This window comes from Nocardioides sp. HB32 (assembly GCF_054058995.1).
In genome coordinates this window covers 3,914,858-3,938,315 of the sequence record NZ_JBSSBS010000001.1, presented here as the reverse complement: position 1 = coordinate 3,938,315, position 23,458 = coordinate 3,914,858, and the positions used below count along the sequence as shown (strand labels likewise).

Here is a 23,458-nt window from a genome sequence, read left to right as displayed (position 1 = left end):
GCCGGCGCCGCTGTCATCCGCCGGTCAGTCCTAGTGGATCTTGTCGCGCCAGTCCCCGGGCACCCGGTCGGCGGGCCCGGGCACCGTCTGGTCCTCGGGGTGGCACTCCGGCGGCGCCAGCCCGGGGCCGGCGAACCCGGACTCGGTGGTGTAGTCCCAGAACCACTCCTCGCCCGGCTCGAAGCTCCGGATCACCGGGTGGCCGGTCTCGCGGAAGTGCGCGGTGGCGTGCTGCATCGGCGAGGTGTCGCAGCAGCCGACGTGGCCGCACTGCGCACAGCGCCGCAGGTGCACCCACCAGCCACCGGTGGCCTCGCACTCGGCGCAGCCGCTGCCACTCGGCGGGACGGACTGGTCGATGCCGGCGCGCTGGGTCATCCTCCGAGACTACGTCCCCCGGGTGGATCCGGGCCCGGCCCACGTGGCTGTGCCAAGGTGAAGGACGTGGACCAACGGATCAGCTTCGTCACGCTCGCCGTCCGCGACCTCGACGCCACCCGCGCGTTCTACGTCGACGGACTCGGCTGGGGCGCGTCGCTCGACGTCCCCGGCGACGTGCTGATGATCCAGGTCGGCGAGCACGTCGTCCTCTCGCTCTGGCAGGACACCGCCTTCGAGGCCGAGGTCGGCACGATCGTCCGCGGGGACGGCGTCGCGCCGCTCACCCTCGCGCACAACGTCCCCACCCGCGAGGACGTGGACGCCGCGCTCGAGGCCGCACGGGCGGCCGGCGCGGACCCGGTCCACGCCGCGGTCGATCGCGAGTGGGGCGGCTACACCGGCTACTTCGGCGACCCGGACGGGTACCGCTGGGAGGTCGCCTTCAACCCCGGACCGATCGGACAGGTGGTACTGCCATGACCCAGCCGGACCCGAAGCAGGTGCTCCGCTACCCCCAGGTGCAGGCCGAGGACCTCGCCGACTGGCGGTTCTTCCTCATGAAGCTGCACGCCCGCTTCCGGACCGGCAGCTTCGTGAAGGGGCTCGAGCTGGTCACGCGCATCACCGAGGCTGCCGAGGAGGCGAACCACCACCCCGACGTGGTGCTCACCTACCCCCAGGTCGACGTCGACCTGCACAGCCACGACGTGCACGGGGTCACCAGCCGCGACATCGCCCTGGCCCGCCGGATCTCCGACATCGCCGCCGAGCTCGGCGTCGAGGCGGCGCCGCGGGAGGTCTCGACGCTCGAGCTCGCCCTCGACGTCCCGGATGGCGACGTGGTCAAGCCGTTCTGGGCGACGGTCCTCGGGTACGACGACGAGCCCTACCACCAGGTCGAGGACCCGGCCGGCCGCAACAACGCGCTGTGGTTCCAGGAGGCTCCGGACGCCACGGGTGAGGTCCAGCAGCGCTTCCACCTCGACATCGTGGTGCCCCGCGACGTCGCCGAGGAGCGGGTCGAGGCGGCCGTCGCCGCCGGCGGCACGCTGGTCACCGACGAGCACGCTCCGGCGTTCTGGGTGCTCGCGGACGTCCACGGCAACAAGGTCTGCGTCTGCACGGCCGACGGGCGCGAACCCGGCTCGTTCGACTGACACGGACTGAGACCGCCATCCCGGATGGTGGGACGCCTGCCACACTCGGATGCGGGCGGGAGGCCCGGGCGGCTACGGTGGCGTCATGCGCCAGGACATTCTTGTACGCACGCGACGTGTGAGCTGACCGGACACCGACTCAGCGCGCACGTCACCCCTCGCCGCCCACCAGGGCCGAGGGGTTTTTTGTTGGGCAGGCACGGACGAGACAGGACACAGTGATGAGCGAGCACATGACGGGCGCGCAGAGCCTGATCAGGTCGCTGGAAGCAGCCGGGACCACCGACATCTTCGGGATCCCGGGTGGCGCCATCCTCCCGGCGTACGACCCGCTGATGGACTCCTCGATCCGGCACATCCTGGTGCGTCACGAGCAGGGCGCGGGCCACGCCGCGCAGGGGTACGCCGCCGCCACGGGCCGGGTCGGGGTGTGCATGGCAACCAGCGGCCCCGGCGCCACCAACCTCGTCACGCCGCTCGCGGACGCGCACATGGACTCGGTCCCGATCGTGGCGGTGACCGGCCAGGTCGGCGCCGCGTCGATCGGCACGGACGCGTTCCAGGAGGCCGACATCCGCGGCATCACGATGCCGATCACCAAGCACAACTTCCTGGTCACCGACCCGGCCGAGATCCCGCGCACCATCGCGGAGGCGTTCTACATCGCCTCGACCGGACGCCCCGGCCCGGTGCTCGTCGACGTGGCCAAGTCCGCGCTCCAGGCGGCGACGACCTTCGACTGGCCGACCGAGCTGAACCTGCCCGGCTACCGCCCGGTGACCAGGCCGCACTCGAAGCAGATCCGGGAGGCGGCGAAGCTCATCCTGGAGTCCCGTCGGCCGGTCCTGTACGTCGGCGGCGGCTGCATCCGCGCCGGCGCGGCGCGCGAGCTCAGGGTGCTCGCGGAGCTGACCGGCATGCCGGTGGTGACCACGCTGATGGCGCGCGGCGCCTTCCCCGACAGCCACCCGCAGCACCTCGGCATGCCCGGCATGCACGGCACCGTGGCCGCGGTGGCGGGCCTGCAGCGCAGCGACCTGATCATCAGCCTCGGCGCGCGCTTCGACGACCGCGTGACCGGCAACCTCGACACGTTCGCGCCGAACGCCCGTGTCATCCATGCCGACATCGACCCCGCGGAGATCGGGAAGAACCGCGTCGTCGACGTTCCGATCGTCGGCGACTGCCGCGAGGTGATCAGCGACCTCGTCGTGGCGCTCAAGGCCGAGGCGGACGCCGGGCACACCGGCGACTACGAGGCGTGGGTGGAGTTCCTGGCGGGGGTGAAGAAGAAGTACCCGCTCGGGTACGACGCGCCGAAGGGCGAGCTCGCACCGCAGTACGTCCTCGAGCGACTCGGGGCGATCGTCGGCCCCGAGGCGGTGTACGCCGCGGGCGTCGGCCAGCACCAGATGTGGGCGGCCCACTTCGTCGGCTACGAGCACCCGAACACCTGGATCAACTCCGGTGGCCTCGGCACCATGGGCTACGCCGTCCCGGCGGCGATGGGCGCGAAGGTCGGCCGCCCCGACGCCACGGTGTGGGCGATCGACGGGGACGGCTGCTTCCAGATGACCAACCAGGAGCTCGCCACCTGCGCGATCAACGACATCCCGATCAAGGTCGCGATCATCAACAACGAGTCGCTCGGCATGGTCCGCCAGTGGCAGACGCTGTTCTACAACGAGCGGTACTCCAACACCGACCTGCACTCGAAGCGGATCCCGGACTTCGTCAAGCTCGCCGACGCCTACGGCTGCGTGGGCCTCGCGTGTGAGAGCCCGGAGGACGTGGACGCCACCATCACCAAGGCGATGGAGATCAACGACGTCCCGGTGGTGGTGGACTTCCGCGTGCACCGCGACGCGATGGTGTGGCCGATGGTCGCCGCCGGCACCAGCAACGACGACATCAAGTACGCCCGCGACCTGGCCCCGAAGTTCGACGACGACGCAGACCTGGAGCTCCGCCCGTGACGACGCCCATCAACACCCGGCACACGCTCTCGGTGCTGGTCGAGAACAAGCCCGGCGTGCTGGCCCGGATCGCGGGCCTGTTCAGCCGCCGCGGCTTCAACATCGACTCCCTGGCCGTGGGTCCGACGGAGCACCCCGAGGTCTCGCGGATGACGATCGTCGTGAACGTCGAGGACTCGCCGCTCGAGCAGGTCACCAAGCAGCTGAACAAGCTGGTCGAGGTGATCAAGATCGTCGAGCTCGACGGCCCCGCCTCGGTCAACCGTGAGCTGCTGCTGGTCAAGGTGAAGGCCGACGTCGACACCCGCGGCAGCGTGCTCGACGCCGTGCAGCTGTTCCGCGCCAAGGTGGTCGACATCGCACCCGACGCCGTCACCATCCAGGCCGTGGGCAACGCCGACAAGCTCGCCGACCTGCTGCGCGTGCTGGAGCCCTTCGGCATCCGCGAGCTCGTGCAGTCCGGCATGGTCGCGATCGGCCGCGGCTCCCGTTCCATCTCCGAGCGCAACCTGCGTCCGGTCACCGTGCCGGCTCCGCCGGCGGCAAGCTGAGCCCGTCCCGCCCGCAGCGGGGCTGACGACGTACTGAAGTCCCAACCAGAAGGAGAAGCCCCCGTGGCTGAGATGTTCTACGACGACGACGCCGACCTGTCCCTGATCCAGGGCAAGAACGTGGCGGTCATCGGATACGGCAGCCAGGGCCACGCCCACGCGCTGTCGCTGCGCGACTCGGGCGTCGACGTCCGCATCGGCCTGCAGCCGGGATCGAGGAGCCGCGCGAAGGCGGAGGCGGAGGGCCTCCGGGTCGTGACGCCCGCGGAGGCGGCCGAGGAGGCCGACGTCATCGTGATCCTCGCGCCCGACCAGCACCAGCGGAAGCTGTATGCCGAGGAGATCGAGCCGTCCCTCACCCCGGGCGACACCCTGGTCTTCGGCCACGGCTTCAACATCCGCTTCGGCTACATCACCCCGCCGGCCGGCGTGGACGTGTTCATGGTCGCGCCGAAGGGTCCCGGCCACCTGGTCCGGCGTGAGTACGTCGACGGTCGCGGCGTCCCGGTGCTCGTCGCCGTCGAGAAGGACGAGTCGGGCAAGGCCTGGGACCTCGCGCTGTCCTACGCCAAGGCGATCGGCGGGCTCCGCGCCGGCGGCATCAGGACCACCTTCACCGAGGAGACCGAGACCGACCTGTTCGGTGAGCAGGCCGTGCTCTGCGGTGGCGCGTCGCAGCTGGTCATGTACGGCTTCGAGGTCCTCACCGAGGCCGGCTACCAGCCCGAGGTCGCCTACTTCGAGTGCCTCCACGAGCTCAAGCTGATCGTCGACCTGATGTACGAGGGCGGCATCGCCAAGCAGCGCTGGTCGGTCTCGGACACCGCGGAGTTCGGCGACTACGCCTCCGGACCGCGCGTGATCACCCCTGAGGTGAAGGCGAACATGGAGGCGGTCCTCGCGGACATCAGGAACGGCTCGTTCGCCGAGCGCTTCATCACCGACATGGACAACGGGTCGCCGGAGTTCAACGAGCTGCGCAAGAAGGGCGAGCAGCACCCGATCGAGCAGACCGGGCGCGAGCTGCGCAAGCTGATGGCCTGGGTGAAGTCGCACGACTCGGACTACACCGAGGGCACCGCCACCCGCTGACGCCTGCCTCCACCCGGCGTCCACGCGCGCAGAGGCGACCACCTCGATGTGGTCTCGTCGCGTGCGTGGACCCCTGTGCTGGACCTGACTCGGCGTTTCCGGGGCGCGGGCGTCCGGGAATCGCTAGGTTGCGCAGGTGGAGCCCGGACCGACCGATCACGGGGGCTGGTCGGACTCGTCCGCGCGTGCTGTCCTGCAGCTGATGGTCGAGTCCGTGGCGGAGATGGTCGGCTTCGAGGTCGCGGTCCTCTCGGTGGTCCTCGACGAGCGCCTGGTCACCGTCGCCTACACGGGTCCCGAGCAGTACCGCGAGTATCTCGAGGAGTCCGACCCGATCTCGGTGCTCGACTCCGTCCTGCCGGCTGCCGTCGAGTGGGGGCCGCGGCTGCGCTTCATCCCGGCCGGGACCCACGGCGAGCTGGAGGGTCACTGGGTCCTGATCGAGCAGGAGTCCTCCGGCACGCCGGACGCGTGGCACATCGAGGACGCGCTGCTGGCGCTCCTCACCGACGACGGCGGCCGCCCCGTCGGCCTCCTGTCCGTCGACCGACCGGTCTCCGGTCGCCGCCCCGACGACCGCCAGCGCAGCCTCCTCGAGCGGTACGCCGCGCAGGCCGAGCGCGCGGTGCTGACCGCGTTCGAGCGCGAGGAGCTGATCCACCAGGTCGAGCACGCGGAGGCCGCGCGCCGGCTGATCCGGTCCTCCTCGACCCGCGCGCAGGCATCGCTGGAGGCGGTGCTCGAGCACACGCACCGCCCGCTCGTCGAGGGCTTCGGGGCGAGCGGCTCCTGGATCCAGCTGCTCGACGGCTCCGGCTACGCCCGCTCCCACGACGGCAGCCCCGTCCACATCTCCGACGGGGTACGCCGGACCTCGGAGGAGCTCGCGCCCCGGCTCTGGGCCGATGAGCGTCCGCTCCTCGTCTCGGCGGCGGATCCCGAGCAGCCCCGGCACGTCCGCCAGGAGCTCGCGGAGCTCGACCTGTCCTCGGTGCTCGCCGTCGCGCTGGGTGTCGGCACCGAGTGCGTCGGCTTCCTCGCGCTGACGCGGCGCTCCCAGGACCCGCCCTGGTCCCAGGTCGAGATCGACTCCGCGCTCCAGATCGGGCACGACCTCGGCGCGGCGCTGATGACCGCGAGGGCGCTGGAGCGCGAGCGGAACCTGGTCCGCGAGCTGCAGCAGCTCGACGACTACCGGAGCCAGTTGATCGCCACGCTCTCGCACGAGCTGCGCACCCCGCTCACCGTCATCGCCGGCAACCTCGAGCTCCTGGGCGCGGTGGATCTCGACGAGACCGCCGTACGACACCACCAGGCGATGACCCGCGGGACCGCCCGGATGGAGCGCGTGGTCGAGGACCTGCTGCTCCTGGCGCAGGTCAGCAACCCGCAGTACCCGCTGGTGCGCCGGCCCGTCGACCTCCGTGCGGTCACCGCCGACGTGATCGCGCTCGTCGACTCCGCCGCCCGGGCCAAGGGGATCGACGTGCGCCTCCAGCTCGGAGGCGGCGACCTGGTCGTGCCCGGCGACGAGAGTGAGCTGGACCGGCTGGTCGGGAACCTGGTGAGCAACGCCGTCAAGTACACGCCCGCCGGGGGCACCGTCGCGGTCTCGCTCACCTCCGGCGGCGACGACGTCGTCCTCCAGGTCTCCGACGACGGGCTGGGCATCTCCGAGGAGGACCAGATCGGGCTGTTCAGCGCCTTCTTCCGCACCACCAACCCGGACGCCCTCCGCGAGCCCGGCACCGGTCTGGGGCTCGCGATCGTCGCGACGATCGTCGAGCGGCACGCAGCCACCGTCGGCGTGCACTCGCGGCTCGGCGAGGGCACGACGTTCACGGTGACGCTGCCCACGGCCCAGCACCGACCGGAATAGCTCCGTCTGGTTGCCGGTTCAACCGGTCATGCGCATCGAGATCTGGAGCGACGTCGTCTGCCCGTGGTGCTTCGTCGGCAAGCGCCGCCTGGAGACCGCCCTCGCCGGCTTCGAGCACGCGGACGAGGTCGAGGTCGTCTACCGCTCCTTCGAGCTCGACCCGAGGGCACCCACGCACGGGCACGAGCTCTCGACCGGTGTGATCGCGCGCAAGTACGGCCGGTCGGAGGCGGAGATGCGCCAGCTGCAGCAGCAGCTCATCGACGTCGCCACCGAGGAGGGCCTGGCGCTCCGCCTCTTCGAGACCGTGCACACCAAGACCGTCGATGCCCACCGGCTCCTGCACCTCGCGCTCGACGCGGGCGGTCCGGCCCTCCAGCGCGAGCTCAAGGAGGCCCTCCTCTCGGCGTACTTCGAGCAGGCGCAGGACGTCGGTGACCACGAGGTCCTGACCCGGGTCGCGGTCGGCACCGGCCTCGACGAGGCTCGCGTGCGCGCCGTCCTCGCGGGGGACGAGTACGCCGACGCGGTGGCCGCCGACGTGGCGCAGGCCCGCGCCTACGGCGCGACCGGCGTCCCCTTCTTCGTCGTGGACCGGGCGTACGGCGTCTCCGGCGCCCAGCCCGCGGAGGTCTTCGCCCAGGTGCTCGACCAGGCCTGGGCGGCCTCGCACCCCGTGCTCCAGACCGTGGGCGGCGACGCCGAGGCGTGCGGCCCCGACGGCTGCGCGATCTGAGCTCCGGCCGCTCGGCGGCCGGGACGTGAGATGGGCAACCTTTGGTTAGGCAAACCTAAGTAATTGGCGTAGCATCCGGGTCGTGCTCGCGAACTACCTCATCGGTCTGCGCGAGGGCCTCGAAGCGGCCCTCGTGGTCAGCATCCTCGTCGCCTACCTGGTCAAGACCGACCGCCGACACCTGCTGCCGCGGATCTGGATCGGCGTGGGCATCGCGGTCGTCGTCGCGCTCGGGTTCGGGTTCGCGCTCGTCTACGGGCCGCGCAGCCTGACCTTCGAGGCGCAGGAGGCGATCGGCGGCACCCTCTCGATCGTCGCGGTCGCCCTCGTCACCTGGATGATCTTCTGGATGGCCCGCGCCGCCCGCTCGCTGAGCGGTGAGCTGCGCGGCCAGATCGACAGCGCGGCCGAGGGCTCGTGGTGGGCGCTGGTGCTCGTCGCGGTGCTCGCCGTCGGTCGCGAGGGCCTGGAGACCGCGCTGTTCCTGTGGTCCGCGACCGAGGCGGTCTCCCGCCACACCGACGCGACCTGGCAGCCGCTGCTCGGCGCCGCCCTCGGCATCGCCACCGCCGTGGTCCTGGGCTACCTCCTCTACCGCGGCGCGATCCGGATCAACCTGAGCACGTTCTTCACCTGGACCGGTGCGTTCCTGATCCTGGTCGCCGGCGGCGTCCTGTCGTACGGCGTGCACGACCTCCAGGAGGCCGGCGTGCTGCCCGGCCTGCACCGTCTGGCCTGGGACGTCTCGGACACGATCGACCCGACCACGTGGTACGCCACGCTGCTCAAGGGCGTCTTCAACTTCTCGCCGGAGACGACCGTCCTCGAGGCCACGGTCTGGGTGCTGTACGTCGTCCCGGTGATGACCCTGTTCCTGCTCGGCGCGCGCCGCCGCCGTACCCCTCCCCGGGCCGCCGCGCCCGCTGCCCCGACCACCGTCAGCCACTGACGCGAACAGAGAGACCCCGATGCGCAAGCCTGCCCTTGTGGCCCTGCTCCTGGCCACGCCCCTGCTCGCCGCGTGCACCGAGAACGTCAAGGCCGCGGACGACTCCGGCGACTCCCGCACCGTCTCGGTCACCTCGACCGACGACGGCTGCGAGCTGTCGAGCGCGCAGGCACCCTCCGGCACGCTGACCTTCGACGTGACCAACGACGGCTCGAAGGTCACCGAGTTCTACCTGCTCGGCGAGGACGGGCAGCGGATCGTCGGCGAGGTCGAGAACATCGGCCCGCAGCTCTCCCGCCAGCTGGTCGTGAGCGCCCCCGAGGGCGACTACGTCGCCGCCTGCAAGCCGGGCATGGAGGGCGACGGCATCCGCGCCGACTTCACGGTCACCGGGTCGGACCAGGAGCCGAGCGTCTCCGCCGGGGACCAGCAGCAGGTGGACCAGGCCCTGGAGAGCTACGAGGACTACGTGCAGGACCAGTCCGACCAGCTCGTGGCCAAGACCCGGCAGTTCGTCGAGCTCTACACGAACGGCGAGGACGACGCCGCCCGCGCGCTCTACCCCGAGGCCCGGGTGCACTGGGAGCGGATCGAGACCGTCGCCGAGTCCTTCGGTGACCTCGACCCCAAGACCGACGCGCGCGAGGCCGACCTCGAGCCCGGTCAGAAGTGGACCGGCTGGCACCGGATCGAGAAGGACCTCTGGCCGCCGGCCACCGGCTACACCCCCCTCTCGACGAAGCAGCGCGCGTTCTACGCCGATGACCTGCTGGGCAACATCGAGACCCTCGACGGCCGGGCCCAGAAGCTCACCTACACCGTCGACCAGATCGCCAACGGCTCCCGCGGCCTGCTCGAGGAGGTCGCCAGCGGCAAGGTGACCGGCGAGGAGGAGATCTGGTCGCACACCGACCTCTGGGACTTCCAGGCGAACGTCGACGGAGCCCGGGTCGGCTACGAAGGCCTCGAGCCGATCGTCGAGCAGAAGGATCCCGAGCTCGCCCAGACCCTGGAGGAGCGGTTCGCCGCGCTCCAGAAGCTGCTCGACGCGCAGAAGACCGACGACGGGTTCGTCTCCTACGACCGGCTCAGCCACGCCGAGGTCCGGCAGCTCGCGAACGCCGTCAACGCGCTGGCCGAGCCGCTCTCCGAGCTCACGGCGGTGGTGGTCTCCTGAGCACGCCGAGCGTCTCGCGCCGAGGCCTGGTCGGCGGGGGTGTCGCCGCCGGCCTGGCCGTCGGCGCGTTCGCGGCGGGACGGGCGACCGCGGCCGACGAGACGCCGGGGGCCACCGGCAGCGACGCCTTCGCCTTCCGCGGCGCCCACCAGGCCGGCATCACGACCCCCGCGCAGGACCGCCTCCACTTCGCGGCGTTCGACGTCACCACCGGTTCCCGGGCACAGCTGATCGCGCTCCTCGAGGCGTGGACCGAGGCCGCCGACCGGATGACCCGCGGCCTGCCCGCCGGCCGGATCGGCCCCACCGAAGGCGCCGTCGACCTGCCACCGGACGACACCGGCGAGGCGATCGGGCTGTCCGCGAGCGGCCTGACCATCACGTTCGGCTTCGGCCCCACGCTCTTCCGCGACGCCAGGGGCCGCGACCGGTTCGGCATCGCCGACCGGCAGCCGGAGGCGCTCCGCACGCTCCCGCACTTCCCGGCCGACGTGCTCGACCCCGAGCGGTCCTACGGCGACCTGTGCGTGCAGGCCTGCGCCGACGACCCGCAGGTCGCCGTGCATGCGATCCGCAACCTGGCCCGGATCGGGTTCGGCACGGTCGCCGTGCGCTGGTCGCAGCTCGGGTTCGGCCGCACGTCGACCACCTCGACCTCGCAGTCCACGCCGCGCAACCTGTTCGGCTTCAAGGACGGCACCGCGAACGTCAAGGCGGAGGAGACGTCGGACGTCGCCCAGCACGTCTGGGTCGCCGACGGCGACGACGCGAAGGCCGCGTGGCTGGCCGGCGGCTCCTACCTCGTCGCCCGCCGCTTCAACATGAACATCGAGATCTGGGACCGCCAGTCGCTCGGCGACCAGGAGGACTTCATCGGCCGCACCAAGGCCAGCGGCGCTCCGCTCTCGGGCGGCACCGAGTTCACCGAGCCGGACTTCTCGATGCCCGGCAGCGACGGCCCCGTCATCCCGCGCGACGCCCACGTCCGGGTCGTGCACCCCGACTTCAACGACGGCGTCCGGATGCTGCGCCGCGGCTACAACTTCGTCGACGGCAGCGACCCGCTCGGCGGGCTGAACGCCGGCCTGTTCTTCATCGCGTTCATGCGCAACCCGGACACCCAGTTCATCCCGGTGCAGAACCGGATGGCGAAGGTGGACGCGCTGATGGAGTACGTCAAGGTCACCGGCTCCGCCCTGTTCGCCGTGCCGCCCGGCATCGGTGCGGGCGAATACGTCGGCCAGGCGCTGTTCGCCTAGCGCCCGGCCGGGTCAGCCGAGGTCGACCACGCGGTCCACGCCGACGTCGTCGAGGAACGCCGGGTCGTGGCTCGCGAGCACGAGAGCGCCCCGGTACGACGCGAGCGCCGAGACGAGGGCGTCGTACGACGCGAAGTCGAGGTTGTTGGTCGGCTCGTCGAGCAGCAGCAGCTGCGGCGCCGGGTCCGCCAGCAGCAGCGCGGCCAGGGTCGCGCGGAACCGCTCGCCGCCCGACAGGTCACCCACCCTGCGGTCCGCGGTCGCGCCGCGGAACAGGAAGCGTGCCAGCCGGGCCCGGACCGTGTTCGCGTCCGCACCGGGTGCTCGACGGGCGACGTTGCCGTAGACGGTGTCGTCGGGGTCGAGCACGTCGAGCCGCTGGGGGAGCAGCGCCACCGGCACCCGCGCCTGGTCGACCAGCCGGTGCAGCAGCGTCGTCTTGCCGGAGCCGTTCGGCCCCACGACGCCGATCCGGTCGGGCCCGTTGATCCGGAGGTCCTCGCTCTCGAGCACGACCCGCCCCCGGGGCACCTCGGTGCCGGGCAGGTCGATCCGGATCTCGCGTTCCTCCCGGAGCCGGGTCTCGGCCTCGTCGAGCCGCTCGCGGGCCTGGCCGACGCGGTCGTCCTGCACGCGCCGGTGCCGCGCGGCCGACTCCTCGGCCTGCTGCTTCTTGGCGTTGATCACGGCCTTGCCGAGTCCCGTGGTGCGCTCGGCCTTGTGGGCGGCGCGCCTGCGACCCGCCAGCATCCGCTCGGCCTCGACCCGCTCGTTGCGCTGCTTGCGCAGGTCCGAGCGAGCGCTCGACACCGCCTGGGCAGCGGCGTCCTGCTCGGCCTGGACCTGCGCGGCGTAGGAGGAGTAGCCGCCGCCGTACCAGCGCACGGAGCCGTCCCGCAGGTCACCGATCCGGTCCATCCGCTCGAGCAGCTCGCGGTCGTGGCTGACCACGAGCAGCGACCGGCTCCAGCCCTCGACGACGTCGTACAACCGGCGGCGGGCGTCGGCGTCGAGGTTGTTGGTCGGCTCGTCGAGCAGCAGCACGTCCGGCCGCCGGATCAGCAGCCGCGCCAGGCCGAGCTGGGTGACCTCACCTCCGGAGAGCTCGCCGAGCCGCCGGTCGAGCACGTCGCCGGGCAGGCCGAGCCGGGCCAGCTCCGCCACCGCACGCTCCTCGACGTCCCAGTCGTCGCCGATGGTGTCGAAGTGGAACGGGTCGACGTCGCCGGACTCGACGGCGCGGATCGCGCGGCGTACCGCCCCGATGCCGAGGAACTCCTCGACCGGCTGGTGCACGTCGAGGGTGAGGTCCTGGGCCAGGTAGGCGATCTCGCCCGCCACGCTGATGTGCCCGGCGGTGGGCCGCAGGAGGCCTGCGACGAGGCGAAGCAGGGTGGACTTGCCGGCGCCGTTGACGCCGACCAGCCCGGAGCGGCCCGGGCTGACGAGCAGGTCGAGGTCGCGCAGGACGGGGGTGCCGTCGGGCCAGGTGAAGGTGAGGCCGGACGCGGAGACGACCGCGGCGGTCGAGGACATGGAGACTCCTGGGAGAGGTCGGGAAGGGACGGGACGTCTCACAGCTCCATGGCGCAAGGCTAGGTCGGCACGCTCGTGGACGCCAGCCGATTACGCGGACCGGTCGGGTACAGTCACGAGGAGCACAGCGCCGTGCCGTCACCTGTCCGCACCACGTCGAGGACAACCGCTGTGAGCATGCCCGTCGTACTCATCGCCGAGGAGCTCAGCCCGGCGACCGTCGAGGCCCTGGGGCCGGAGTTCGAGATCCGCCACTGCAACGGTGCGGACCGCGACGAGCTCCTCCGGTCGATCGTGGACGTCGATGCGGTCCTGGTCCGCTCGGCCACCCGCATCGACGCCGAGGCGCTCGGAGCCGCGACCCGGCTCAAGGTGGTCGCCCGCGCCGGCGTCGGCCTCGACAACGTCGACGTGCGGGCCGCCACCCAGGCCGGCGTGATGGTCGTCAACGCCCCGACCTCCAACATCGTCTCGGCTGCCGAGCTCGCGGTCGCACTGATGCTGGCCGCCGCCCGGCACGTCTCGCCGGCGCACGCCGCGCTGAAGAACGGCGAGTGGAAGCGCTCGCGCTACACCGGCACCGAGCTCTACGAGAAGACCGTCGGCATCGTCGGACTCGGGCGGATCGGCGTGCTCGTCGCGCAGCGTCTCTCGGCGTTCGGCATGAACGTGATCGCCTACGACCCCTACGTCCAGGCCGGGCGCGCCGCCCAGATGGGCGTCCGCCTCGTCGACCTGGACGTCCTGCTCGCCGAGGCCGACTTCATGTCCGTGCACCTGCCGAAGACCCCGGAGACCGTCGGGCTCATCGGCGCCGAGCAGCTGTCCCGGGTGAAGCCGTCCCTGGTGCTGGTGAATGCCGCGCGTGGCGGCATCGTCGACGAGGTCGCGCTGTACGCCGCCCTCAAGGAGGGGCGGGTCGCGGCCGCCGGTCTCGACGTCTTCGGCCAGGAGCCGTGCACGGACAGCCCGCTGTTCGAGCTCGAGAACGTCGTGGCCACCCCGCACCTCGGTGCCTCCACCGACGAGGCCCAGGAGAAGGCCGGCATCGCGGTCGCCCGTTCGGTGCGCCTCGCCCTGTCCGGAGAGCTGGTCCCGGACGCGGTCAACGTCCAGGGCGGCGTGATCGCCGAGGACGTCCGGCCCGGCATCCCCCTCACCGAGAAGCTCGGCCGCGTCTTCACCGGCCTCGCCGGCGAGGTCGCCCAGCAGGTCGACGTCGAGGTCCGCGGCGAGATCACCGAGTACGACGTCAAGGTGCTCGAGCTGGCCGCGCTCAAGGGCGTCTTCGCCGACATCGTGGAGGAGCAGGTCTCCTACGTGAACGCGCCGCTGCTCGCGGCCGAGCGCGGCTGCGCCGTACGCCTGGTCGCCGACCCGGAGAGCCCCGACCACCGGAACCTCATCACGATCCGCGGCACCCTCGCCGACGGCTCGCAGGTCTCGGTCAGCGGGACCCTCGTCGGGATCAACCAGAAGGAGCGGCTGGTCGAGGTGAACGGCTTCGACGTCGACATCGAGCCGGCCGAGCACCTGGCGTTCTTCACCTACCAGGACCGCCCGGGGATGGTCGGGACGGTCGGCGGCATCCTGGGGGACGCCGGCATCAACATCGGCAGCATGCAGGTCTCCCGGACCGCCCCCGGCGGCGATGCGCTCGTCGCGCTCTCCGTCGACACCGCCATCCCGCACGACGCCCTGGCCGACATCCAGCACGCGATCGACGCCGGCTCCGTCCGGGCCGTCAACCTGGTCTGACGGCTCGTCCGGGTGAGCCGGGCAGGGCAACCGTTCCCGGCTGCCCCGCCCGCCGCACTCAGAAGTCCTCGTCGAACCCGACGACCCCGGTGACGCCGACCTGGTAGGCGGACACCTTGCGCTCGAAGAAGTTCGAGAGCTCCTGCACGTCCTGGAGCTCCATGAACGCGAGCGGGTTCCGGGACCCGTAGATCGGCTCCAGGTCGAGGCGCTCCATGCGCCGGTCGGCGACGTACTCCAGGTAGGAGCGCATGTCGGCGGTCGACAGGCCGGCGACACCCCCGCCGAGGAGGTCGTCGGCGAACTGCGCCTCGGCGTCCACTCCGTCCACCAGCATCTGCCGGACCTGGGCAGCCAGCTCGTCGTCGAAGAGCTCGGGCTCCTCGGCACGGACGGTGTCGACGACTTCGAAGGCGAACGCCATGTGCATGGACTCGTCGCGGAACACCCAGTTCGTCCCCGAGGCGAGGCCGTTGAGGAAGCCCCGCGAGCGCAGGAAGTAGACGTAGGCGAACGCCCCGTAGAAGAAGAGCCCCTCGATGACGGCGGCGAAGCAGATCAGGTTGAGCAGGAACCTGCGCCGGTGCTCCCGGGTCTCGAGCCGGTCGAGGTCGAAGACCGAGTCGATCCACCGGAAGCAGAAGTCCGCCTTCGCCTTGATCGAGGGGATGTTGTCGACCGCGGCGAACGCCTCGTGTCGCTCGGTCTCGTCGGGGACGTAGGTGTCGAGCAGGGTCAGGTAGAACTGCACGTGCACCGCCTCCTCGAACAGCTGGCGGGAGAGGTACAGCCGGCCCTCCGGCGAGTTGATGTGCTGGTAGAGGTTCAGCACCAGGTTGTTGGCGACGATCGTGTCGCCGGTGGCGAAGAACGCCACCAGCCGCGAGACCAGGTGCCGCTCGGCGTCGCTGAGCCGCTGGAGGTCCTTGAGGTCGGAGTGCAGGTCGACCTCCTCGACGGTCCAGGTGTTCTTGATCGCGTCGCGGTAGCGGTCGTAGAAGTGCGGGTAGCGCATCGGCCGCAGGGTCAGGTTCATGCCGGGGTCCAACAGCATCTGGTTCATTCGCACGCCTCGCAGGTCTCGGGGTTCTCCAGGGAGCAGACGACGGCTGCGGTGTCGGACGCCGCGTCAGGGACAGCCACCGACACGGTCGTCTGCTGGATCCGCGTCGCGGGTCGCGAGCGCAGGTAGTACGTCGTCTTCAGCCCGGACTTCCAGGCGTGCAGGTACATCGACGAGAGCTTCCCGATCGACGGGCCGGCGATGAAGAGGTTGAGCGACTGGCTCTGGTCGACGTACGGCGAGCGGTCGGCCGCCATGTCGACCAGCGCGCGTTGCGGGAGCTCCCACGCCGTGCGGAAGAGCGCGCGCACGTCCTCCGGCAGCGCGGTGAGGCCCTGCACCGAGCCCTCGGCGCGCTTGATCGCCTCGCGCACCTCGGGTGTCCACAGCCCGCGCGCCTTCAGCTCGCGCGTGAGGGCGGCGTTGACCTGGAGGAACTCCCCGGACAGCGTCTCGCGCTTGAACAGGTTGGAGACCTGGGGCTCGATGCACTCGTAGCAGCCCGCGATCGAGGCGATGGTCGCCGTCGGTGCGATCGCGACGAGCAGCGAGTTCCGCAGTCCGTGCGCGGCGATGTCGGCTCGCACCGCCTCCCAGCGCTCGGTCTGGTGCGGCGTGGCCTCCCAGTGGTCGAGCTGCAGGACGCCGGCGGCCGCTCGGGTCTCGTCGTACGACGGGTGCGGGCCGTGTCGCCTCGCGAGGTCGCACGACACCTCGAGCGCGGTCAGGTAGATCTCCTCCTGGATCCGGGTCGAGAGCTCACGGGCCTCGGGGGAGTCGAAGGGCATCCTGAGCGCGAAGAACACGTCCTGCAGGCCCATCAGCCCGAGCCCGACCGGGCGCCAGCGCGGGTTGGACGCCGCCGCTTCCTCGCTCGGGTAGTAGTTGATGTCGATCACCCGGTCCAGCAGCGGCACCGCGGTGCGCACGGTCTCGCGGAGCTTGTCCCAGTCGACCGCGTCGGCGAGCAGGTGCTGGGCCAGGTTGATCGAGCCCAGGTTGCAGACTGCGGTCTCCCCGTCGGAGGAGACCTCGATGATCTCGGTGCACAGGTTCGACAGGTGCACGACCGGTCCGCCCGGCGTGTCCCGGGTCTGGTTGCAGGTGCGGTTCGCCGCGTCCTTGAAGGTGATCCAGCCGTTGCCGGTCTGCGCGAGGGTGCGCATCATCTTCGCGTAGAGGTCACGGGCCCGCACCTGGCGGACGAGACGACCGTCCTCCTCGGCCCGGCGGTACGCCGCGTCGAACGCCTCCCCCCACAGGTCCGGGAGCTCCGGGGCCTGGCCGGGGTCGATGAGGGACCAGGCCTCGTCGGCTTCGACCCGCCGCATGAACTCGTCGGGGATCCAGTTGGCCAGGTTGAGGTTGTGGGCGCGCCGGGCGTCCTCGCCGGTGTTGTCCCGCAGCTCGAGGAACTCCTCGACATCGGGGTGCCACGGCTCGAGGTACACGCACGCGGCCCCCTTGCGGCGGCCGCCCTGGTTGACCGCCGCGACCGACGAGTCGAGGGTGCGCAGGAACGGCACGATCCCGTTGGACTGCCCGTTGGTGCCGCGGATCAGCGCGCCGCGCGACCGGACCCGGGAGAACGCGATCCCGATGCCGCCGGCGAACTTGGACAGCTTCGCGACCTGTCCGTAGCGCGCGTAGATCGAGTCGAGGTCGTCGCGGGGGCTGTCCACCAGGTAGCACGAGGACATCTGGGTGTGCCGCGTGCCGGAGTTGAAGAGCGTCGGGCTGCTCGGCAGGTAGGCGAGCGAGGACATCAGCCGGTAGAACCGGATCGCCTCGCCCGGGCTCTGCGCCAGGCCGCACGCCACCCGGAGGAGGAAGTACTGCGGGGTCTCGACCACCAGCCGGGTCGAGGGATGCCGCAGCAGGTAGCGGTCGTAGACGGTCCGCAGGCCGAAGTACTCGAAGCGGCGATCGGCCCGGTCGTCGATCGCGAAGTCGAGCTTGCGGGCGTTGTCCTTCACGAACGCCGCGGTCTCGTCGCCGATCAGGCCCTCGGCGTGGCCGAGCGAGACCGACTGGCTGAACGACGCGACGCCCTGGTTGCGGACCTCCTTGTCGATGTAGCCCGACAGCAGCCGGGCGGCGAGGCGCGAGTACTGCGGCTCCTCGCCGATCATCTCCGCGGCCGTCTGGATCGACAGGCGGTCGAGCTCGGCGGTCGTGGCGCCGTCGTAGAGCCCGCTGATGGTCCGGGTCGCGACCCGCATCGGGTCGACGTCCGCCAGGTCGCCGCTGACGCGGTCCACCGCCCGCACGATCTTGTTGACGTCGACGGGCTCGCTGTCGCCGTTGCGCTTGCGGACCTGCATCGAGGTCCTGCCCACTGCTCGGCTGGATGCTGCTGTGACCGTCACTTCTCTCTCCTCGCGAGATCGGTCCCGACGGTCCGGGGTCGTGAGGAGACGACGGAGGTACGACTGCGGGTCCGGGCGAGCCGGGGACCTGCGTACGTCGTACGAGCCGTCGGCCGTCCCACGAGGCCTCGGACCACCCCGCCCGACGGGCGGGGTGCGCTGGCAGGTCTTCGGACTCGTGGGCACGTCGAACGATCTCGACCCCTACTGACCGTCGCTTCCCGGATCTCTCCAGTGCTGATGACGGCGCTCGTTCCCACTCACCGCTGCGGGGCAGTCCCGGTCTCTCACCGGGTTCCCTCTTGCCTCGGCGTCCCTGGCTGGAGCGCCGAACCAGCTGCGTCCGCCACCATATGTAGGACGGTCGGGGAAGTGTGGGACCACATCTTGTGTCGGCGTGTCCGGCTCAGGCCACCATCACCCGGCCTCCCGGCTCTCCGGTGGTCGAGCTTGTCGAGACCCCGGTACGGCGGGCGCGGCGACGTCGACTGCCAGCACCTCACCGGTCCGTCGGGGTTGCGGCCGACAGGCAGCGACGGGGACGGCAGGCAGGTGGTCGCCGTCGCTTCCCGGCTCGCTGACCGCACGCCCCGGGTTGAGGAGGTTGCGCAGCAACCGCCTCGAAACCACCACCTGAGGTCGACAGAGATTTGCCTTCCGAAATGTCCAGAACCCTGTGGATACAAGGGTTCTGAGCGCCGTCAATGTCGGTGGTCGGTGCTTGAGTAGTCCCATGAGAGCGATGGCCACACCTCGGCACCGGGTGTCGGCAGCGACCGCGCAGATGCGCGCCGCGGCCGACGCGGTGGCCGACGCGTCGGTGTGGTCCATGGACGCTGAGGAGACCGCCGCGACCCTGGTCGAGCTGACCCGGGCGATCAACCAGGCGACCGAGCTGCGAGCCCGGGTGGCTGCACACGCCGACGACCTGCACGTCGGCCAGGACAAGGGCGCATCCAGTGCGGCGGCGTGGTTGGCACACGAGACGAACACCACCCGTGCGGCGGCCCACGCGGCGGTGCGGTTGGGCCGGGACCTGGACGCGCATACCGCGGTCCGCGACGCCCTGGCCGCCGGCCACCTTCATGTGGAGCAGGCGCGGGTGATCGTCCACTGGATCGACGACCTGCCCGACACCGTCCCGGCCGAGAAGGTCACAGGAGCCGAGGCCCACCTGCTGGAGCAGGCCCGCCACCACGACGCGCACGCGTTGAACCGGCTGGGGAAGCGGCTGTTCGAGGTCATCGCCCCCGACGAGGCCGACGCCCGCGAAGCCGCGCTCCTGGCGAAAGAAGAGAACGCGGCGGCGAAGGCATGCCGGCTGTCCGGATACGACGACGGCAAGGGCAAGGCCCACTTCGCCGGCACCCTGCCCTCCTACCACTGGGCGGCGTTGAAGAGGATGCTGGCCGCGATCGCCGCGTCCAAACACCAGAACGCCACCAAGGGCGCCGGCGCCGCCGCCGACCGGCCGCCGACCCCCGAGGCGATGGGACAGGCGTTGTGCGAGCTCATCGAGCGGTACCCGGCCGACCGCCTGCCCCGCACCGGTGGGGTGTCGGCGACCACGGTGGTCCTGATCGACCTCGACGTCCTCCTCGGCCGCCTGGAGGAGAAGGCCTGCGTGCTGGACACCGGCGGCACGATCTCCCCCGGCGTGGCCCGCCGGCTGGCCTGCGAGGCCGGGATCATCCCCGTCGTCCTGGGCGGGGACTCCCAGCCGCTGGACGTCGGGCGCAAGCGCCGCTACTTCACCGAGGCCCAGCGCACCGCGATGCTGGTCCGGGATCGCGGCTGCCGCGCCGAGGGCTGCGACCGGAGCGCCAGCCTGCACGCCCACCACAAGACCCGTTGGATCGACGGCGGCCACACCGACCTCGCCGACGGCGTCAGTCTCTGCCACTGGCACCACAACCGCGCCCACGACACCAGGTACCAGACGAACTACCACCCCAACGGCGACGTCACCTTCCACCGACGGACGTAGGCCGAACGCGTTCAAAGTCGTGAGGCGCTGCAACTCTTGCGCGGTAAGACGCGGGTCGAAGAGTTCGCTGATCGCGGCAAGTGAGTGCGGTCGACCAGGGCCACTTGGGTGCGGCCATGAGTCGGCTGCCACCGTGCAGGGTGCCCTACTGCGTCGGAGTGATGCCGCAGAGGTCTGGGAACTTGGTGCACGGCCGCGGCGGGTCGTTGCGGTGACGGTCATCCTTCGGCTCCACGGCCGGCCGGGCGAGGGCGGCGTACCGCGCCCTGGCGGCGGCGTAGGCGACAAAGTCGTGGGCAGCCCGCGCCTTGCGCTGCCCGATCAGCTGGCCGGGGTCCGGCTCGGTCCGGACAGCGATCGTCTGCCCGTGGTGGTTGGTGGTGGCGTGGACCGGGCTGGCCCACGCGGTGCCGAGGCAGATCGTGATGGTGGTTGCGGCGATGATCTTCGTGGTGGTGTTCGTGTTCATGGCCCTGCTCCTTGCAGTGAGGTTGGACCACCACCGTCAAGCCGTCCGGGGCCCGCTTTACGCCGCCTGACAGAACTGGCCAACGAGAGGATGCTGGATTCCAGCGGTCGTGCGCGCGGGAGGTGCTGTGGGAGGTACTGGAGGACGGCTCGCACGTCCCGAGGTCCAGCCGGGTTCCCAACGAGACCTGGTCGATTCGCTCCATGCGCTGCACCACGAGGCGGGCTGGCCGAGCCTGCGGGCGCTCGCCCGGGAGGCGGGTTGCTCACATACAACGGTCGCCACGGTGTTCTCTTCACCCAAGCTGCCGTCGTGGGGGGTGCTGGAGCTGGTCGTGGAGGCGATGGGCGGTGACGTCGATGAGTTCCGCAGGATGTGGCTAGCCGCGAGTGGTCCCGCTTCGACTCCGGGGTCGCCGATCGCCGGGCGCCGTGACGAGCTGGCTACGGTCCGGCGGCACCTCGAGTCCGGCAGCGGTCTGTTGCTGGTCACCGGCGAGGCGGGGATGGGGAAGACCCGGCTGGTCGACACGGCGGCGGGGTTCGCGGCTGGCTCTGGGCGCAACATGTTCGTAGCCAGGGGTACCTGCCGTCCGTTGTCGACCCAGGTGCCGCTGCTTCCGATCGCCGACGTCCTTCGCTCGGCGTACCAGGTGGACGAGGGCCGGTGGCTCGAGGAGGGCCTCGCCGGGTGCGCGCCGTACGTGCGGGCGGTGCTGTGTCGGCTGCTGCCCGAGCTCGGCGAGGCCGACGACACCCCGGGGATGTCGGCGGATGACTGGTGGCGGCACCGGATGTTCTCGGCGGTCTCGGCGGCCTGGACTTCGCTCGCCGCGGTCCGGCCGCTCGCGGTCCTGGTGGAGGACCTGCATTGGGCCGACCCCTCGACCCTGGACCTGCTCGAGCATCTGGTGTCTCGCGGCGTGGATGTGCCAATGGTGGGGACGTGGCGTCTCGAGGACCCGGCCACGTCCGTGGCCACGGCCGACTGGGGTATTCGGGTGCGACGGATGCCGAGCGTCGAGACGTTCGTCCTGGGCCCGCTGAGCCGCGAGGAGACGGCCGTCCAGCTTGAACTGCTGGCTGGCGATCGCCCGGCAGCTGAGCTGTTGGAAAGGATCTACCGCCGTACTCGTGGGCAACCCCTGTTCACCGAACAGCTCGCGGCGCACGACGACGGCCAGCCCCTCCCGGAACTTCTCGCGGACCTGCTCGACCGGCGCATCCAAGGGCTCGGCGATCCGGCATGGTCCATCGTGAGTGCCCTTGGCGCGGCTGACCGTTCCCTGACCGACTCGTTGTTATCGGAGCTGACCCAGCTGCCGCCGACCGCGTTTGTCGCCGGCCTCCACGAGTTGGAGGCTCGGAGGTTGCTCCGTTCGGCCAAGGGCCACGAGGTCGAGTTGCGGCACCCGCTGCTGGCTGAAGCCGTGCGGCGGCACCTGGTGGCCCACGAGCTCGTCGAGGAACATCGCCGGCTTGCGACCGCACTCGCCCGGACTGCTGATCCATCCCCTGGTGAGGTCGCCGAGCAATGGCAGCTCGGCGAGGACCCTGCCCAGGAGATCGTCTGGCGTATACGCGCAGCCCAGGCTGCCGGCCAGCGACTCGCGATGAGAGCAGCGGCGGCGCACTGGCAGCGGGCCCTTCTGCTGTGGCCCGGAGACGACGAGCTGGCCGGCTCGCCGCCCGTCCGTAAGTGCGACGTCTATCTCGCGCTGATGGATGCACTGGGCCCCGTCGACGTCCTGCTCGCCGCAGCGGTAGCCCAGGAGGCGATGGAAGACCAGGCCGACTCCGAGAGTCCGGACGCGGCAGCGATCTATCAGCGCGCGGCCGAGTATCAAGGGAACCTCGGCGAGCAGGAGAGCGCCCTGCTTCTGATGGACAAGGCTCTCCACATCTACGAAGGGCTCGGACCCTCAGCGGACCACGTGCGTGCTCTGATCCGTCGGGAGTGGCTGCTTTGGTCTGTTGGTCGCGAGGAGGAGGGCGCCGCGACCGCACTGTTGGGAGCTGAGATGTGCGCCCTGATCGCGGCACCTGAACTGCATCGGTGGTTGCTGGCACTCCTGGCCTCGTATTCGGCCAAGGACGGCGACCTTGATCTCGCGCTCTCGCGGATCCGGGAGGCGGCTCGGATCCAGGTCCCGCAGCCGGATCCGGCTGGCGACGTCCACATCGCCATCGAGCACACCGTGATCTTGAACTGGGCTGCCGCTGACCCCGACTCGGTGATCGCGGCCGCACGTCCAGCACTGGATGTAGCAACGGCCTGGGGCTTCGACGCCCACATCGTCGCCGTCCTTCGGTACAACGTGGCACAGGCCCTGCGCCTGGCCGGTCACGTGGACCGGGCTGCCGAGCTGATCGACCCGATGACCGAAGGGATCCCCGTTCCACGCATCTTCGGCCTACACAGTGAACGCGCCCTCCTCGACCTTCTCCGTGGGCGTTTCGACACGGAGGCCATCGAGAGGTACGCGATGGTTGACCCGTCCCAGTTCGACGGCCTCGCCAACCTGATCGAGTCGACCGATGCGTTCGCCGCAGCCTCCCTGTGGTCCGGCCGACCGCAGATGGCACTTGACCGCCTCCTCATCGTCATCCGCAGGGCGGTGCGCACGGACGCTTCGGCGTTCATCGGTCCGCTGCTATGCCTTGCGGCACGCGCGGCCGCCGACAAGATGGAGATCTCGGCTGATCTCGACCACGACCGGGACCGCCTGCTCCACACCCTGCGTGACCTGCGCGACGCGACCGCAAGAGACCCGTTCCGGCCCAGTCTGGCGTTCGGAGCAAACAAGGCTCTGGCAGCGACCTGGGCGGCGGAGATCGCCCGCCTGGCTGGTCAACCCTCAGTGGACCGGTGGACCCGCGCTGCCAACGAGTGGCACCAGTTGCCCCGACCGCACGACGAGGCGTACTGCCTCTGGCGAGCGGGCCAGTCCGCCTTGACTCGCGGCCAGGCAACTACGGGAGCGAAGTTGCTACGGCGGGCACGAGTGCTCGCTCATCAGCATGTACCGCTACGGAACGCGATCGTGGGCGCCACCACGACTGCTCGCCCTGCTTGACCACGCGTTGATAGGTGCCCATTCGCGGCGGTTGGACACGAGA

General features: G+C 70.8%; 18 protein-coding genes and 1 riboswitch. Of the genes, 13 read left to right on the top strand and 5 right to left on the bottom strand.

Annotated elements, in window-relative coordinates:
* Positions 1-30: 30 nt before the first annotated feature.
* Positions 31-378 (bottom strand): UBP-type zinc finger domain-containing protein, encoded by a 348-nt coding sequence (locus ACVW2K_RS19800; RefSeq protein ID WP_028636222.1) that lies wholly within the window; start codon positions 376-378, stop codon positions 31-33.
* A 66-nt stretch (positions 379-444) separates the two neighbouring features.
* Here ACVW2K_RS19800 and ACVW2K_RS19795 point away from each other — a divergent pair, with 66 nt between their 5' ends.
* From ACVW2K_RS19795 to efeB, 10 genes are all read left to right on the top strand, one after another.
* A complete protein-coding gene (locus tag ACVW2K_RS19795) occupies positions 445-861 on the top strand; it encodes a VOC family protein (RefSeq protein WP_457203678.1) in 417 nt (138 codons plus the stop codon).
* On the top strand, positions 858-1,538 hold the full coding sequence (locus ACVW2K_RS19790; protein ID WP_036569314.1) for a 4a-hydroxytetrahydrobiopterin dehydratase: 681 nt from the start codon (positions 858-860) through the stop codon (positions 1,536-1,538). Before ACVW2K_RS19795 ends, ACVW2K_RS19790 begins: the two co-directional genes overlap by 4 nt.
* 221 nt (positions 1,539-1,759) lie before the next feature.
* Complete coding sequence (locus ACVW2K_RS19785; RefSeq protein ID WP_028636219.1) at positions 1,760-3,514, top strand: acetolactate synthase large subunit; 1,755 nt, start codon at positions 1,760-1,762, stop codon at positions 3,512-3,514.
* Positions 3,511-4,065 carry an acetolactate synthase small subunit gene (gene ilvN, locus ACVW2K_RS19780; RefSeq protein ID WP_028636218.1) on the top strand — a complete coding sequence of 185 codons (555 nt, stop codon included), beginning with the start codon at positions 3,511-3,513 and terminating at the stop codon, positions 4,063-4,065. Before ACVW2K_RS19785 ends, ilvN begins: the two co-directional genes overlap by 4 nt.
* Before the next feature lie 63 nt (positions 4,066-4,128).
* The gene (ilvC, locus tag ACVW2K_RS19775) at positions 4,129-5,157 is read left to right on the top strand and encodes a ketol-acid reductoisomerase (RefSeq protein WP_457203677.1); all 1,029 of its coding nucleotides are present in this window, start codon (positions 4,129-4,131) and stop codon (positions 5,155-5,157) included.
* A gap of 202 nt (positions 5,158-5,359) precedes the next feature.
* Positions 5,360-7,036 carry a sensor histidine kinase gene (locus tag ACVW2K_RS19770; protein WP_457203676.1) on the top strand — a complete coding sequence of 559 codons (1,677 nt, stop codon included), beginning with the start codon at positions 5,360-5,362 and terminating at the stop codon, positions 7,034-7,036.
* A 28-nt stretch (positions 7,037-7,064) separates the two neighbouring features.
* On the top strand, positions 7,065-7,772 hold the full coding sequence (locus ACVW2K_RS19765; protein WP_457203675.1) for a DsbA family oxidoreductase: 708 nt from the start codon (positions 7,065-7,067) through the stop codon (positions 7,770-7,772).
* A gap of 82 nt (positions 7,773-7,854) precedes the next feature.
* Positions 7,855-8,721 carry an iron uptake transporter permease EfeU gene (gene efeU / locus ACVW2K_RS19760; protein WP_457203674.1) on the top strand — a complete coding sequence of 289 codons (867 nt, stop codon included), beginning with the start codon at positions 7,855-7,857 and terminating at the stop codon, positions 8,719-8,721.
* Between the two features lie 19 nt (positions 8,722-8,740).
* The gene (efeO, locus tag ACVW2K_RS19755; RefSeq protein ID WP_457203673.1) at positions 8,741-9,898 is read left to right on the top strand and encodes an iron uptake system protein EfeO; all 1,158 of its coding nucleotides are present in this window, start codon (positions 8,741-8,743) and stop codon (positions 9,896-9,898) included.
* Positions 9,895-11,157: an iron uptake transporter deferrochelatase/peroxidase subunit gene (gene efeB, locus ACVW2K_RS19750; RefSeq protein WP_457204096.1), complete on the top strand. Its 1,263-nt coding sequence runs from the start codon at positions 9,895-9,897 to the stop codon at positions 11,155-11,157. Before efeO ends, efeB begins: the two co-directional genes overlap by 4 nt.
* Positions 11,158-11,169: 12 nt before the next feature.
* On the opposite strand, the gene ACVW2K_RS19745 is transcribed toward efeB, so the two are convergent.
* Positions 11,170-12,693, bottom strand: a complete 1,524-nt coding sequence (locus tag ACVW2K_RS19745; protein ID WP_457203672.1) for an ABC-F family ATP-binding cassette domain-containing protein — start codon at positions 12,691-12,693, stop codon at positions 11,170-11,172.
* Positions 12,694-12,870: 177 nt separating this feature from the next.
* Here ACVW2K_RS19745 and serA point away from each other — a divergent pair, with 177 nt between their 5' ends.
* Positions 12,871-14,451: a phosphoglycerate dehydrogenase gene (gene serA / locus ACVW2K_RS19740; protein WP_457204095.1), complete on the top strand. Its 1,581-nt coding sequence runs from the start codon at positions 12,871-12,873 to the stop codon at positions 14,449-14,451.
* A gap of 58 nt (positions 14,452-14,509) precedes the next feature.
* Here the strand turns inward: serA and ACVW2K_RS19735 are convergent, their stop codons facing one another.
* Both ACVW2K_RS19735 and ACVW2K_RS19730 read right to left on the bottom strand, forming a co-directional pair.
* Positions 14,510-15,514 carry a ribonucleotide-diphosphate reductase subunit beta gene (locus tag ACVW2K_RS19735; protein WP_457203671.1) on the bottom strand — a complete coding sequence of 335 codons (1,005 nt, stop codon included), beginning with the start codon at positions 15,512-15,514 and terminating at the stop codon, positions 14,510-14,512.
* On the bottom strand, positions 15,511-17,853 hold the full coding sequence (locus ACVW2K_RS19730) for a ribonucleoside-diphosphate reductase subunit alpha (RefSeq protein ID WP_457203670.1): 2,343 nt from the start codon (positions 17,851-17,853) through the stop codon (positions 15,511-15,513). Before ACVW2K_RS19730 ends, ACVW2K_RS19735 begins: the two co-directional genes overlap by 4 nt.
* A gap of 174 nt (positions 17,854-18,027) precedes the next feature.
* Positions 18,028-18,236, bottom strand: a riboswitch (cobalamin riboswitch).
* 389 nt (positions 18,237-18,625) lie between these two features.
* Here ACVW2K_RS19730 and ACVW2K_RS19725 point away from each other — a divergent pair.
* A complete protein-coding gene (locus ACVW2K_RS19725; protein WP_457203669.1) occupies positions 18,626-19,870 on the top strand; it encodes a DUF222 domain-containing protein in 1,245 nt (414 codons plus the stop codon).
* 145 nt (positions 19,871-20,015) lie between these two features.
* On the opposite strand, the gene ACVW2K_RS19720 is transcribed toward ACVW2K_RS19725, so the two are convergent.
* Entirely contained in the window at positions 20,016-20,339 is a 324-nt protein-coding gene (locus tag ACVW2K_RS19720; protein ID WP_028636206.1) for a hypothetical protein, read from the bottom strand.
* A gap of 319 nt (positions 20,340-20,658) precedes the next feature.
* On the opposite strand from ACVW2K_RS19720, the gene ACVW2K_RS19715 reads away from it, so the two are divergent.
* Positions 20,659-23,415, top strand: a complete 2,757-nt coding sequence (locus tag ACVW2K_RS19715; RefSeq protein ID WP_457203668.1) for an ATP-binding protein — start codon at positions 20,659-20,661, stop codon at positions 23,413-23,415.
* Positions 23,416-23,458: the final 43 nt, after the last annotated feature.